Source organism: Oceaniglobus indicus (assembly GCF_002751875.1).
Classification (GTDB): domain Bacteria; phylum Pseudomonadota; class Alphaproteobacteria; order Rhodobacterales; family Rhodobacteraceae; genus Oceaniglobus; species Oceaniglobus indicus.
In genome coordinates, this window is record NZ_NMZM01000004.1 from 324,218 (window position 1) to 338,445 (window position 14,228).

At 64.7% G+C, this 14,228-nt stretch carries 9 protein-coding genes and 1 tRNA gene; 8 read left to right on the forward strand and 2 right to left on the reverse strand.

The window, feature by feature from the left end; translation table 11 throughout:
• Positions 1–42 precede the first annotated feature (42 nt).
• Together CFP68_RS08655 and CFP68_RS08660 are read right to left on the reverse strand one after the other, a co-directional pair.
• Complete coding sequence (locus tag CFP68_RS08655) at positions 43–1,797, reverse strand: acetolactate synthase 3 large subunit (protein ID WP_099826507.1); 1,755 nt, start codon at positions 1,795–1,797, stop codon at positions 43–45.
• A 385-nt stretch (positions 1,798–2,182) separates the two neighbouring features.
• Complete coding sequence (locus CFP68_RS08660) at positions 2,183–3,085, reverse strand: 5'-methylthioadenosine/S-adenosylhomocysteine nucleosidase (RefSeq protein ID WP_099826508.1); 903 nt, start codon at positions 3,083–3,085, stop codon at positions 2,183–2,185.
• 163 nt (positions 3,086–3,248) lie between these two features.
• Here CFP68_RS08660 and CFP68_RS08665 point away from each other — a divergent pair.
• From CFP68_RS08665 to CFP68_RS08700, 8 genes are all read left to right on the forward strand, one after another.
• Positions 3,249–3,324: transfer RNA gene (locus CFP68_RS08665), tRNA-Val, on the forward strand.
• A 571-nt stretch (positions 3,325–3,895) separates the two neighbouring features.
• Positions 3,896–4,075, forward strand: coding sequence for a hypothetical protein (locus CFP68_RS08670; RefSeq protein WP_099826578.1), 180 nt, complete (start codon positions 3,896–3,898; stop codon positions 4,073–4,075).
• A 278-nt stretch (positions 4,076–4,353) separates the two neighbouring features.
• Positions 4,354–5,325: a DMT family transporter gene (locus tag CFP68_RS08675; RefSeq protein WP_241524005.1), complete on the forward strand. Its 972-nt coding sequence runs from the start codon at positions 4,354–4,356 to the stop codon at positions 5,323–5,325.
• Between the two features lie 194 nt (positions 5,326–5,519).
• Positions 5,520–7,061, forward strand: a complete 1,542-nt coding sequence (locus tag CFP68_RS08680; RefSeq protein ID WP_099826509.1) for a phospholipase D family protein — start codon at positions 5,520–5,522, stop codon at positions 7,059–7,061.
• 125 nt (positions 7,062–7,186) lie between these two features.
• Positions 7,187–8,326, forward strand: a complete 1,140-nt coding sequence (locus CFP68_RS08685; RefSeq protein WP_158234148.1) for an efflux RND transporter periplasmic adaptor subunit — start codon at positions 7,187–7,189, stop codon at positions 8,324–8,326.
• Positions 8,323–9,390, forward strand: a complete 1,068-nt coding sequence (locus tag CFP68_RS08690) for an efflux RND transporter periplasmic adaptor subunit (protein ID WP_099826511.1) — start codon at positions 8,323–8,325, stop codon at positions 9,388–9,390. The genes CFP68_RS08685 and CFP68_RS08690 overlap by 4 nt, the downstream gene beginning before the upstream one ends.
• Positions 9,387–12,437, forward strand: a complete 3,051-nt coding sequence (locus CFP68_RS08695; protein WP_099826512.1) for an efflux RND transporter permease subunit — start codon at positions 9,387–9,389, stop codon at positions 12,435–12,437. Before CFP68_RS08690 ends, CFP68_RS08695 begins: the two co-directional genes overlap by 4 nt.
• Before the next feature lie 106 nt (positions 12,438–12,543).
• The gene (locus tag CFP68_RS08700) at positions 12,544–14,082 is read left to right on the forward strand and encodes a DNA recombination protein RmuC (protein WP_158234149.1); all 1,539 of its coding nucleotides are present in this window, start codon (positions 12,544–12,546) and stop codon (positions 14,080–14,082) included.
• The last annotated feature ends 146 nt before the right edge of the window (positions 14,083–14,228 follow it).

Here is a 14,228-nt window from a genome sequence, read left to right on the forward strand (position 1 = left end):
TGTGACACCGCCGCCGGGATGATCCGGCGGCGGTGTTGTGGTTCACACCATGACTGCGCCCTTGGATCCGATCGCGTTCTTGGTGCTGGCGGCGCCCAGAAGCATCTTGTTGTGCGCCTCGCCCGAGGGGATCATCGGGAAGCAGTTCTCGTGCTTTTCCACCAGGCAGTCGAAAATCACCGGCCCGTCGTAATTGATCATCTCCATGATCGCATCGTCCAGATCGGCGGGGTCCGAGCATTTGATCCCCTTGGCGCCGAACGCCTCGGCCAATTTCACGAAATCGGGCAGGGCTTCGGACCAGGATTGCGAATACCGCTCGCCGTGCAGAAGCTCCTGCCACTGGCGCACCATGCCCAGGCGTTCGTTGTTCAGGATGAACTGCTTGACGGGCAGGCCGTATTGGATCGCCGTTCCCATCTCCTGCATGTTCATCAACCACGACGCTTCGCCGGCGATGTTGATGACCAGGGCCTCGGGATGCGCCACCTGAACACCGATCGACGCCGGATGCCCGTATCCCATGGTGCCCAGACCGCCCGACGTCATCCAGCGGTTCGGCGCGTCAAAGCCCAGGTATTGCGCCGCCCACATCTGGTGCTGGCCGACCTCGGTGCAGACATAACGGTCGTGCCCCTTGGTCAGCGCCTCGAGCCGTTCCAGCGCGTATTGCGGTTTGATCGTCGGGCCGCTCTGGTCGAACTTCAGGCAGTCGATCGCGCGCCACTCGTCGATCTTCTTCCACCACTTCGACAGGCCCGCGCTGTTCACCTTGGATCCCTGCGCCTTCCAGACGGTCAGCAGATCCTCGAGCACATGGGCGACGTCCCCGATGATCGGGATGTCGACGTGGATGACCTTGTTGATCGAGCTGGGGTCGATGTCGATATGGGCCTTCATCGAATGGGGGCTGAAATCCTGCACCCGTCCGGTGATCCGGTCGTCGAACCGCGCGCCGATGTTGATCATCAGATCGCAGCCGTGCATCGCCATGTTCGCCTGGTACAGCCCGTGCATCCCCAGCATGCCCAGCCATTGATCGCCCGACGCGGGATAGGCGCCCAGACCCATCAGGGTCGAGGTCACGGGAAACCCGGTGGCGTCGGCCAGCTCGCGCAGCAATGCGGTGGCCCGGTCGCCCGAGTTGATGACGCCGCCGCCGGTATAGAGGATCGGGCGTTCGGCTTTGGCGATGGCGTTCGCCAGTTCTGTGATCGCGTCCATGTCGCCCTTCACACGGGGCTGGTAATGGCTCAGCTTGACCTTGTCCTTGGTGGTATAGGCGCCGGTGGCGAACTGGATGTCCTTCGGGATGTCCACCAGAACCGGGCCGGGGCGGCCCGAGGTACAGACGTGAAACGCCTCGTGGATGACCTTGGGCAGGGTGTCGGTTTCCTTCACCAGCCAGTTGTGCTTGGTGCAGGGGCGGGTGATGCCGACGGTATCGGCCTCCTGAAAGGCGTCGTTGCCGATCATGAAGGTCGGAACCTGGCCCGAGAGCACGACCACCGGGATCGAATCCATCAACGCGTCGGTCAGACCGGTGACGGCGTTCGTCGCGCCGGGGCCCGATGTGACAAGGCACACGCCGGGCTTGCCGGTCGAACGGGCATAGCCTTCGGCAGCATGGACGGCCGCCTGTTCATGGCGCACCAGGATATGCCGGATATCGGACTGCTGGAAGATTTCGTCATAGATCGGCAGCACGGCACCACCGGGATAGCCGAAGATCACCTCGACCCCCTGGTCCTTGAGGGCCTGAACAACCATCTTTGCGCCGGTCATGGACTTCTTCATCGTCTTTCTCCGTTGTGCCCGGCCGCGTCGGTCCGGGTCTTTTTCGTCTCTGTGGCGGGCGGGCATAAAAAAACCCCCGGTTTTCAGCGGGGGCGCATGGGGAACCGAAAGGGTGTCCGTTACCGGCCCATGCACCTTTTGTCCACGATTACGATCAGGTCGAACATCATCGATCCCCTTGTCAATGCGGCGACATTATGCACGGCTGCCACGGGCGTCAATGGCACATGGCAAGAAAAACTGTCGCAGTGTCGCAGAAGATTTCCATTTCTTTCGTCCAGGGGGGCTTGCTCGGCAACTAATAGAAACAAAATGCACCCCAAGCGACAGGAAACAGCGGCCGTTTGCCCCGGTGCAACGCCGTGCGCCGGGGCAGAACAGGTGTTCAGTTCAGCGCCGCCACGAAGGCGCGCATGACCTGCGCCGAATTCGAGGCGGCGATGGACATGAACGTGCCCATCTCGTTGGCCCCTTCGCCGCCGCCGGCAAGATCGGACAGCGAGCGGAAGGCGATGAACGGCACCTCGTTGACATAGGCGACGTGGGCGACGGCCGCGCTTTCCATGTCCAGCACCTGCGCGTCGAAGGTCGAGAACGCGTGTTCGCGCAGGGCGGCATTGTCGACGAAGAACGCGCCCGACACGCCGTTGCCGCCGGTCACGATCTGCGGTGCCTGCGACAGGCACGCGCCATCGGCGGAACAATCGGGCAGGGTGACGTCGCCCGCGACCGTTTCGGCGATGGCCAGAAGGTCGGGATCGACGGGGAACCAGAACCGCTCCTCGACCTCGTCCGAGCGGTCGGTCGAGACGCCGAAGTCGCGGGTGAAGATCATGCCGAAATTGGGAAAGGGCGATGACATCCATGGCGGCATCGCGAAGGTGCCATCGGTTTCGCGCCCCATGACGCCTTCCAGATACTTGCCCCACTGGGCAGGCACCACGACGTCGCCGATGTTCAGGCTCGGATCGACCCCGCCGGCGATGCCGGAAAACACGATCCGCTCGATGGTGAAACGGTCCAGCGCGATCTGTGCGCTCATCGCCGCGTTCACCATGGAGACGCCAGACAGGAACAGCACGACCGGCTCGCCCTCCATTTCGCCGGTGACGAAGGTGATGCCCTTCAGGGTTTGCGACTGCGCGTTCTCCAACCCTACCTGAAGCGCCTGCCATTCGGGCGGAAAGGCCGACATCAACGCGGTGCGCGGCGTATCGTCGACCACCTGGGCCAGGGCAGTGATCGGCAGCAGCGCCGCCAGCGTTGAGACAAGTGCGATGCGGGACATGGATAAGACCTTTCGTTGGGATCGCTCAAGCAGAAAGCGCCGGCGCGTGGCTGTCAATGGGGCACGCCACGGGGCCGGATCGCCGGTGCGCACCTTCGCGCCGCGATCCGCCGTCACTTCCCCCTTGCCAGACCCCGCAAGCCCGGATTAAAAGCCGCCCGTGGGGTCGTTAGCTCAGTTGGTAGAGCGTTTCGTTTACACCGAAAATGTCGGCGGTTCGAACCCGTCACGACCCACCATAAAGAACTTGCAGAGACGTCCGGCCTCCTACCTGATGCGGTGGATGGTGGTCAAATGGCGCCGTTGTGTAGGCCATGCCGTGCTGTCGACCCAGCGGCTACAAGTCTTTTGAACGCGAGCGTATCGCAAACATGTTTCCTGTAAAACGTCACTGATTTCTGCAGCGAGGTTGCAGAACGGTGGCCAGGTATTGAGCCGCCGGACGACTATGATGGGTCGGGGTGGAGTTGATCAGCGGTACCTAATCAGCGCCGCCGAAAACCGGGGCGGCTCAGAACGCGGCTTGGCATTCACTTCTAGCCTCGCGCGTCCGCTTACATGAATCCGGAAGCGCGGGGTTCTAATAGGAGAACCGGGCGCCGTCAAGAAAACTATTGACACAACATTCTGTGTGAGCCTGTTGCGATTCGCCATCGATGGTCTAAAAAGAAACCGCAGGGTGGTTGCACACCCTGCGGTTAAAGCAAACCCGCCGTTGACTGGCGGTTGTTGTGATATCACCTCATGTGTTTCGCACAGGGGTTGAGTCTCGTCAAGCGCTCCGTCAACGGCTCTAAGGAGCCATTAAATATGGGCAAAACTATCAGACTAACCTTCGATGATGCCGTGCATGTGTGGTTGATGCGTTGGTCGGGAATGTATCAGCACGACATTGCTCCACACTTCGCGGTCAACCAAGGCCGGATCAGCGAAGTTCTGGCAGGTAAGCTTCATACTGGAAGCGAAGCGGTCGCCCGAAAGATGAGATGACGGATCGGGGGCGGCTTCGGTCGCCCCCTTCTCTGTTGAATACAGGTGATCCAAACTGAGACCCGAGCGTGCGAAACGCCCCCCGGCTCATCGAACCCCGTGGCGGTGCCGCGTCCCGGCCACGGCGATTGACAGGCGCGCGCGTCGCCCCTAGGTCAGGGGTTGACCGGAGGCACGATGGCGTCGTGCCCCGCTGTCGCAACCACGCATTTCATTCGTCCTGAACGCCCGGACCCGGATCGCGGCCTGCCGTGATCCACAGATGACGAGGTGGCGCCATGATGCAATCCGACACGACCATCCAGACTGCGCGGGATCCGGCACTGCCGACGTTCGACAAGCCGGTTCGCGCGATGGTGTGCATGATCGGCGCGATGCTCTTGTTGCCGATGGGCGATACGTTTTCCAAGATCCTGACCACGGTGCAGAACCCGATCGAAGTGACCCTGTGGCGGTTGCTGGCGCAGGGTCTGTTCCTGCTGCCGATCGCCTTCGTGATGCGCCGCCGGCTGCGCGGATCTCTGTTTTCGCCCGTGGTCGCGCTGTCCGGCGCGCTGGTCGCCACGTCGCTGGTATCGCTGATCTCGGCCTTTGCGGTGATGCCGATCGCCACGGCCATCGCGATCTTTTTCGTCGAGCCCTTGTTGCTGACGCTTCTGGCCGGCCCGCTTCTGGGCGAGCGGCCGGGTCCGCGCCGTCTGGTGGCCGTCGGTGTCGGGCTGTTGGGCGCATTGGTGGTGATCCGGCCGGGGTTCGGCGTTTATGGCTGGGCCACGCTGTTGCCGGTTGTTGCGGCGCTGGCCTATGCGCTGAACATGATCGTGCTGCGCCATGCCAGCCGGACACGCTCGGCGTTGACGGTGCAATGCGGCGCGACGATCTATGCCGCCGTGATCGTCCTGGCGCTGACGCTGGCGATGCACGCGGGCGGAGGTTTGACCCTGGCGCCCGCCGCGATGCCGCCCTGGGTTTGGGGCGCGATCCTGGCCGCCGGCGCGCTTGCCGCCGGCAGTTTCGTGCTGATCGCCGAGGCGTTCCGTGACGCCGAGGCCAGCAGCCTTGCGCCGTTCCAGTATCTCGAAATCCTGGGGGCGACGATTGCCGGCTACCTTGTCTTCGACAATTTTCCGGACGCGCTGACCTGGCTGGGCATTGCGATCATCCTGGCCTCGGGGATCTATGTGTTTCACCGCGAGGGGCACGACGATACCGACACCAGCGCCCCCCGGCGCCGGCGCGCCGCGCGCTAGCGTCCCGCGCGAACCGGCTGCGGGCGCCGCCCCGGTCATTTCGCGGGCGCGGGTTCATGGGCTTGTGCAAGGGCTTTGCGCGCAGGACAATCGGGTACGGATGGCAAGACCGAATCCCGAAAGGATCGCAGGGCAATGGCTGAACACGGTTGTCTCGACGCCCCGATCGCCGGCCGGTCGATGGGTCGCATCGCATGATCTGGGTGTTCGGCGCACTTGCGGTCGTGATCGTGACTGTCGTCGCGTCGATCCTGTTGGCGCGGGTTCTGTTCGCACTCCCCTCGGCGGGCGGCACCGGGATGCCGACGGCGTTGCCGCCGGTGGATACCGGCCCGCTGGCCGATGCACTGCGCCGCCGCGGCGCCGATCAGCAGGGGCTGACCGGCATCGCATCGTTGCGCGACGGCGCCGACGCCTTTGCCGCGCGGGTCATCCTGGCCGATGCCGCGGTCTCGTCCATCGATGCGCAATATTACATCTGGCACGGCGATCTGACCGGCTATCTGATGCTGGACGCGCTGCGGCGTGCGGCCGACCGGGGGGTGCGGGTCCGGCTGTTGCTGGACGACAACGGCACGGCGGGGATCGACGCCGAGCTTGCGACCCTCGACGCCCATGAGAACATCGAGGTGCGGCTTTACAATCCGTTCAACCTCAGGCGGCTCAAGGTGTTGTCCTATGGTTTCGACTTTTTTCGCCTGAACCGGCGGATGCACAACAAGTCGTTCACGATCGATGGTCACGTGACCATTCTGGGCGGGCGCAACATCGGCGACGAATACTTCGGCACCGGGCCGAACGCCCTGTTCGTCGATCTGGATGTGCTGGCGGTCGGCGGGGTGTTGCCGGCGGTGTCGGCCGATTTCGACAGGTATTGGAACACACCCTCGGCCCACCCGGCTGGCCCGATTGTCGGCCCCGCACCCGCCGGCGATCCGATCGAGGCCAGCATCGAACGCTATCGCGGCACCGCGCAGATCCGCGAATACGGCGAGATCATCAATCGATCCGAAATCGTCGGGCGTCTCGGGCGCGGCGATCTGGGTCTTGAATGGACCAGGGCCGTTCTGGTCAGTGACGACCCGATCAAGGGGCAGGGGGCCGTCCCGCGCGAGGATCTTCTGGCCGTTCGCCTGCTGGGCGCGGTGGGCGAGATCCACACGAAATTCGACGGTGTCTCGCCCTATCTCGTGCCGGGCAAAGCGGGGGTCCGGGCTTTCGCCACGCTTGTGCGGCACGGTGTTGCCGTGCGTATGCTGACCAATTCGCTTGAGGCGACGGACGTGTTGCCGGTGCATGCAGGGTATGCCAAGCGGCGCAAATCCATGCTGCGTTCGGGGGTCGGCCTGTTCGAATTGCGCCGTCAGGCCGCGCCCGGCGCGCCGACCGATACGCTGGGCCCGTTCGGATCGTCCGGGGCCAGCCTTCATGCCAAGACCTTTGCCGTGGACGGCGCGCGGATTTTCGTCGGATCGTTCAACTTCGATCCACGCTCGACAACGCTGAACACGGAAATGGGCCTGCTGATCGACAGCGCGCAAATGGCCGAGGGTCTGCATGACGCATTCGACCGTGGCCTGGGCGGTCAGGCCTGGCGGATCGAAAAACAGGCCGATCGCCTGTTCTGGGTCGATCCCGAAACGGGCGAGAAAACCATCGACGAACCGGGCACCAGCGCGCCCAAGCGCATTGCGCTGACGGTTGTGGGCTGGCTTCCCGTGGAATGGCTGCTCTGAGCGGCGGGTGGGACGCCGGGTTGACGAAACGCCGCAGCATATTGTTCCGGGATCGAGCGCGATGTAATGACGGGGCCGGACATCATGCGTCCGCGAAACCGGTGACCGGACGAAGAAGGCAGACCGTGACAATATCCCCCTTCGATCCCGGCGGATTCGCGCCCTCGGCCGGTCCGGCACGACGGCTGGGCGCGGCGATTGCGGTGTCCGTGGCGCTGATCGGGGCCGCCCCGGCCGCAGCGCAGGACGTGAGTCATTCCGAAAGGCTTCTGGTCGAAACGGTGCAGGCGCGGATGCAGCCCGGCCGGCTTACCGTGTCGCTGATTGGCGAAATCGCGGCGCGCAATACGTTGAACGCCTCGTTTCCCACCGCCGGGCGGATCGCCGCCGTGCGGATCGAAGAGGGCGACCGGGTCGTCGCGGGGCAGGAGCTGGCGCGCATCGATGCGGTGTCGCAGGAACAGAACCTGCGATCGCGGCAGGCGGCGCTGACCACCGCGAAGGCCAACCTGACCCGCGCCGAAAGCGATTTCCGCCGCCAGGATGCCTTGCTGGAGCGTGGCGCGACGACGCGCGCCGCCCGCGACGCGGCGGACGATGCGTTGCGCTCTGCCGAAGCCTCGATGGCCGAGACGCGCGCGGCGCTGGATCTGGCCGAAAAGGATTTGGCCGATACCGTTCTGGTCAGTCCCGGCGATGCGCTGGTGACCGCGCGCGCGGCAGAGGTCGGCCAGGTCGTCGGCGCCGCCGAAACCGTGATCGAACTGGCGCTGGGGGCTGAATATGACGCGGTGATCGACGTGCCCGAAGGGTTGCTGAGCGTGCCGCGGGACGCACCACCCGTGCGCCTGGAACTGCTGGAGGTCGATACCGTGCCGTTCGCCGGCACGATCCGCGAGGTGTCGCCGCTGGTCGATCCCGATCTCGGCACCGTGCAGGTCAAGGTCGCGATCCATAATCCGCCCCGCGCCGTGTCGATCGGTGAGACGGTGCGCGGCACCGTCAACCTGGGCGAGCCGCCGGTGGTCGCGTTGCCGTTTTCGGCCCTCGGCGCGACGGCACAGGGTGCCGCGGTCTGGATCATGGACCCGGACGACGCAACGGTGTCCTTGCGCCAGGTCGATGTGTTGCGCCACGAAACCGACCGGGTGCTGATCCGCGAGGGGTTGTCCGAGGGGGAAACCGTCGTGACCGCGGGCGGTCAGCTTCTGTTCGAAGGTCAAAAGGTGCGCGCGGCGCGCGTCGAACCGGGTGACGCGCAATGAAAGCCGTCCGCGCAACCGCCGCCGTCCTGTGTGCCGCCGCCGTGTTTCTGGCCGGTTGCCAGGACGAAACCGAACCGGTCCCCACCGCCCCGCGCCCCGTGGTGTCGGAAAACGTCAAGGGGCCCAACGGGTTCGGCCGGACGTTCCTGGGCGAGGTCAGTTCGCGCAAGGAGGCCGACCTGGCCTTTCCGGTGCCCGGCACGCTGGCCGAACGCCCGGTGGATGCCGGCGCCTTGGTGACGGCGGGCGCGGTGCTGGCCATGCTGGATCCGTCCGAGTTCGAATCGAGCGTGCGGATTGCCGAAGCCGCCCTTGTGGTGGCGCGGGCCCGCTTGAAGACCGCGACCGATGCGCGCGAACGCACCCGTACCCTGGTCGATCGCGGCGTCGATTCCGCCCAGGATCTGGAACGCGCCGATCAGAACGTCGCAGCCGCCCGCGCGGCGGTCGATCAGGCCGACGCCGACGGGGTGGATGCCCGAAAGACCCTGGAAGATGCGACCCTGCGCGCGCCGCAGGACGGCGTCGTCAGCATGGTTTACCAGGAACCCGGCGCGGCGGTGACGGCGGGCCAGCCGATCTTGCGGCTGTCGGGAACCGACGACCGCGAGGTGCTGATCGACATGACCGATGCGCAACTGGCGCGGTTTTCCGAAGGCGACGCCTTTGTTCTGGTGCTGGACGCGAACCGCGACGTGGTGGCGCGCGGTGTGCTGGCGTCGGTCGATCCGGTGCTGGAAAGCGCCACGCGCACCCGCCGGGTGCATCTGCGCATCGACGCGCCGCCGGTCGGATTCCGGCTGGGGGCGCTGGTGCGGGTCACCGCCGCCCGCGCCGGGGCGGGCGACGTATCGGTGCCGCAGACCGCGTTGCGCGACGATGGCACGGTCTGGCGGGTCGAACGGCCCGCGGGCATCGTGCGGTCGGTGCCGGTGCAGACCGGCGAAACCTTCGCCGGCCGGGTGCTGATCCGCGACGGAATTTCCGAAGGCGATGAAATCGTGGTCAAGGGGGTCGGCATGCTGAGCGAGGGACAGGCCGTCGGCCGGCAGGTGGCGCAATGAAGACGTTCAACCTGTCGGAATGGGCGCTGCGCCACCGCTCGTTCCTGTGGTTCCTGATCCTCGTGTCGATGCTGGCCGGGGCCATGGCCTATACCTCGATGGGGCGCGAGGAAGACCCCAACTTTGCCATCAAGACGATGATCGTCACCGGCGCGCTGCCCGGCGCCACGGTCGAGGAAACGGTGACGCAGGTCACCGACCGCATCGAACGCAAGCTGGCCGACCTGAGCGAGCTGGACTTCACCCGTTCGGTCACCGTGCCGGGGCGCACCGTCGTCTATGTCAACCTGCGCGACACCGTGCGCGCGCCCGCCTTGCCCGAGATCTGGCAGAGGGTGCGCAACTACATGGCCGATATCCGGGGCGATTTCCCGAGCGAATTTCAGGGCTTCGGGTTCAACGACAGTTTCGGTGACGTGTTCGGCAACATCTATGCGCTGACGTCCGACGGGTTCACCCCGCGCGAGATCCGCGATCATGCCGAACGGATCCGGCGTGGCATCCAGGGGCTGGACGATGCCGGCAAGGTCGAGATTTTCGGCACCCGCGATGAGGTGATATACCTTGAATACAACACCGCCCGCCTGTCGGCCCTGGGGCTGGATCAGCAGGCGGTGCAGGACACGCTGGCCGCCCAGAACGCCATCGTTCCTTCGGGCGCCATCGACACCGGCGCCGAACGGATCAGCGTGCGCGTGGGCGGCCAGTTTTCCGGCGTCGAAAGCCTGGAGGACATCAACCTGCGCGTCGGCGACCGGTTCTTCCGCCTGTCCGACGTCGCCGAGATCCGGCGCGGGTATGTCGATCCGCCCGAGGCGCTGTTCCGCGTCAACGGGCAGGACGCCATCGGCATCGGCGTGGGCCAGCGCGACGGTGCCAACATCCTGGACTTCGGTGCCGAACTCGAGGCGCTGATGCGCGATTTCGAGGCTGAATTGCCCACGGGCATCGAAATCCACAAGGTCGCGGACCAGCCGGTGGTGGTCGAAGAATCCGTGAACCATTTCGTCAAGGCGCTGATCGAGGCGGTGGCGATCGTCCTTGGCGTCAGCTTCATCAGCCTCGGGGTGCGCGCCGGATTGGTGGTGTCGATGACCATCCCTCTGGTCCTTGCGATGACCTTCGTGGTGCTGGCCTATTTCGGCATCACCCTTCAGCGCATATCGCTGGGCGCGCTGATCATCGCGCTGGGCCTGCTGGTGGACGATGCGATGATCGCCATCGAGACGATGATCTCGCGGCTGGAGCGGGGCGAGACGCTGGAAAAATCCGCCTCCTATGCGTGGACCTCCATCGCCTTTCCAATGCTGACCGGCACGCTGGTGACGGTGGCGGGGTTCGTGCCCATCGGGCTGAACTCGTCCGCTGCCGGTGAATTCACCTTCTCGCTGTTCGTGGTGATCGCGGTGTCGCTGGTGCTCAGCTGGGTTGTGGCGGTGCTGTTCGCGCCGCTGCTGGGGGTCACGTTCCTGTCGCGCAACATGAAGCACACGCACGGCAAACCTGGCATCTTCCGGCGCGCGTTCCATGTGGTGTTGCGGGTCGCCATGCGGTTTCGCTGGCTGACCATCGCCGCGACGCTGATCCTGTTCGCAGTGTCGGTCTATGGCATGCGCCTGGTCGAGAACCAGTTTTTCCCGGCGTCCGACCGGGTCGAACTGATCGTCGATGTGACCCTGCCGCAGAACGCGTCGATCACCGCGACCGAAGCTCGGATCGAGCGCATAGAAGAAATGCTGGCCGGCGATGACAGGGTCAGCGGCTGGTCGTCCTATGTCGGGCGCGGCGCGCCGCGGTTCATCCTGGCCTTCGACACGCTGACGCCGAACGCCAACATCGGCCAGATCGTGATCGTGACACCATCGGTTGCGGCCCGCGACGCCCTGCGCGCCGATCTGACCCGCCGCACCGCCGAGGAATTTCCCGGTATCGACGTTTATGTCAAACTGCTGGACGTCGGGCCGCCCGTGGGGCGTCCGGTGCAATACCGCATCTCGGGGCCCGACCCCGACATCCTGCGCGACCGGGCGCGGGATTTCGCCGCGCTGATGGCCAGCGACGCCCGCCTCGGCACCGTGGTGATGGACTGGAACGAACCCGCGCGGCTGGTGCGGGTGAACATCCTTCAGGACAAGGTGCGCCAGTTGGGCGTGTCGCCCACCATCATCGCCACGGGGCTGAACTCGATCTTCGACGGGCAGACGGTGACGCAGTTGCGCGATGACGTCTATCTTGTCGATATCGTCGCGCGCGGCGATGCGTCGTCGCGCCAGTCGATCCGGGCGCTGACCGGTCTGCAACTGTCGGTGTCGGGCGGGCGGACGATCCCGCTCAGCAGTCTTGCGACCTTCGATTACGGCACCGAACTGCCGCAGATCAGCCAACGCAGCCGGGTGCCGACGATCACGCTGAAGGCGGCGATCCTGACCGATGCACAGCCCGCCACGATCACCACCGACATCGCCGCACGGGTGGCCGCATTCTCGGACGCCCTGCCGGCGGGCTATCGCGTCGAAATCGGCGGCACCGTCGAATCCAGCGCCGAATCGCAGGGGCCGATCGCTGCCGTCGTGCCGCTGATGCTGTTCCTGATCGTGACGCTGACCATGATCCAGATGCAGAGTTTCCGGCTGACCTTCATCGTGCTGTGTGCCGGACCATTGGGAATCATCGGTGTGGTCGTGGCGCTGCTGCTGTCGGGCGCGCCGCTGGGCTTTGTGGCGATCCTGGGGATCCTGGCGCTGCTGGGAATCCTGATCCGCAATTCGATCATCCTGGTGCACAAGATCGAGGTGCTGCACGACCGGGGGCGCAGCCGCTGGGCGGCGGTTTTCGAAGGCGCCGACAGCCGGGCGCGCCCGATCCTGCTGACGGCGGCGGCGGCGAGCCTCGCGTTGATCCCGATCTCGCGCCAGATCTTCTGGGGGCCCATGGCCTATGCGATGATCGGCGGCATCATCGTCGGCACGATCGTGACGCTGGTGTTCGTGCCGGCGCTCTATCTCGCGGTCTTCCGGGTGCGGCGCGACGACGATCCCGCGCCCTGAGGCGGCAGCGACGCTCAGATCGGGCCTTCGGGCGCGTGCCCCATCCCATTGACAGCCCGTCCCTTTTTCGAGTGTTTATGGTTTGTATCTGAAAATGAGGGTCGATTTGGAAACGCTTCTGAGTAATCCGGAACAGTTGATACTGCCGGTTCTGGTCATCATCGGTCTGGCGGTTCTGGTTCTGCTGTTCCGCAAGCCGCCCGCAGTGCAGAAGGACCCCGAATTGGCCGATGCGGTCTCGCGGGCGCAGGCCGATGTGCAGCGTCTGGAAAAGACGCTGGCCGACACCTGTGACGAGCGCGACAGCCTGCGACACAGCCTCTCGCGGGAACAGGTGCAATCCGCACGGCTGGAAACCGATCGTGACACGCTGAAGGCGCGTATCGAGGCGCTGAAGTCCGAGCATGATCAGACGCTTGATGCCGTGGAACGCCGCGGACGCGACAGCATCGCCAAGCTGGATGAAGCGTTGAGCGCCGAACGCAAGGCCGCCGAGCGGCTTCGGGATGAAAAGAGCGCTTTGCAGACCGAAAACCGCGTTCTTTCACAAACGCTCGAGACGCAGCGTATCAAGCATGAGGAGCTGAAGGCCGAAATCGAAGCGAACCGGACCCATTTCGTGAATCAGTTCAAGACGATATCGTCCGAATTGCTGCAAAATCAGGGGCGCGCCACGACCGAGGTGCAAAAGGCCGAGCTTGAAAAACTGCTGACCCCGTTCAAGCAGGAGCTTGGGTTCCTCAAGACCGGCATCAAGGACATGAGCGAGAAGGCCGACAAGGAACGCCAATCCCTGGGCCAGCAGATCCAGCTGATGCAGGCCAAGGCCAGCGAACTGTCGGCCGAGGCCAACAGTCTGACGCTGGCGTTGCGGGGTGATCGGAAGCGGCAGGGCAACTGGGGTGAAACCATCCTCGAACGGATCCTGGAATCCGCCGGCCTTGTCGAGGGCACACATTTCACCAAACAGGCCACCACCACCGACGAACACGGCAAGCGGCTGATCCCCGACGTTGTCGTGCATCTGCCCGGCCAGCGCGACGTCATCATCGATTCCAAGGTGACGCTGGTGGCCTATCAGGACATGGTGCAGGCGGGGCAAGACCGCGACCGGGAAGAGGCGGCGTTGAAGCGCCATATCCTGGCCATGAAGGCGCACATGCAGTCGCTATCAAAGAAATCCTATGACGGGATCGGCTATGACAGCGTGGACAGCGTGATGATGTTCCTGCCGGTCGAAGGTGCCTTGTCTGCCGCCCTCTCGCGCGAGCCGGATCTTGTTCTGGAAGCGGCGGAAAAGCGCATTCACATAATGACACCCAGCACCCTGATGCCCATCCTGAAGATCGTCGATCACCTCTGGACCATCGACAGCCGCAATCGCAACGTCGACGAGATCGTCGACCGGGCCGGACGGCTGCATGACAAGTTCGCGTCGGTGGTCGAAAGCATCGACGACATCGGAAAACACCTCAGGAAAGCCAGCGACAGCCAGGCTGAGGCGATCCGGCGCATGTCCAGCGGCACCGGGAACGTGCTGCGCCAGGTCGATCAGCTTCGCGTGATGGGGGCCAAGAGCAAGAAGAACATCCCCGAACACCTTCTCGCCAATGCAGACGACGAGGTTGCCGAACCGGCCGGCTGAGTTGGCCGGGGACGAATGCCGCCCGCATCTCACCTGTTGCGCGCCCCTTGGCGCGGCCGCGGTGCGCCCGCCGCCGTGAAGGGGGTGGACAACGCCGCCGATTTTGCTATGTGCCCGTTATTATAAGTCACACTTAGCAACCGGCA

Excerpts from the sequence above, each read along its gene's own strand:
- CFP68_RS08655 (WP_099826507.1), bottom strand. The coding sequence starts at position 1,797 with ATGAAGAAGTCCATGACCGGCGCAAAGATGGTTGTTCAGGCCCTCAAG.
- CFP68_RS08660 (WP_099826508.1), bottom strand. The coding sequence starts at position 3,085 with ATGTCCCGCATCGCACTTGTCTCAACGCTGGCGGCGCTGCTGCCGATC.
- CFP68_RS08670 (WP_099826578.1), top strand. The coding sequence starts at position 3,896 with ATGGGCAAAACTATCAGACTAACCTTCGATGATGCCGTGCATGTGTGG.
- CFP68_RS08675 (WP_241524005.1), top strand. The coding sequence starts at position 4,354 with ATGATGCAATCCGACACGACCATCCAGACTGCGCGGGATCCGGCACTG.
- CFP68_RS08680 (WP_099826509.1), top strand. The coding sequence starts at position 5,520 with ATGATCTGGGTGTTCGGCGCACTTGCGGTCGTGATCGTGACTGTCGTC.
- CFP68_RS08690 (WP_099826511.1), top strand. The coding sequence starts at position 8,323 with ATGAAAGCCGTCCGCGCAACCGCCGCCGTCCTGTGTGCCGCCGCCGTG.
- CFP68_RS08695 (WP_099826512.1), top strand. The coding sequence starts at position 9,387 with ATGAAGACGTTCAACCTGTCGGAATGGGCGCTGCGCCACCGCTCGTTC.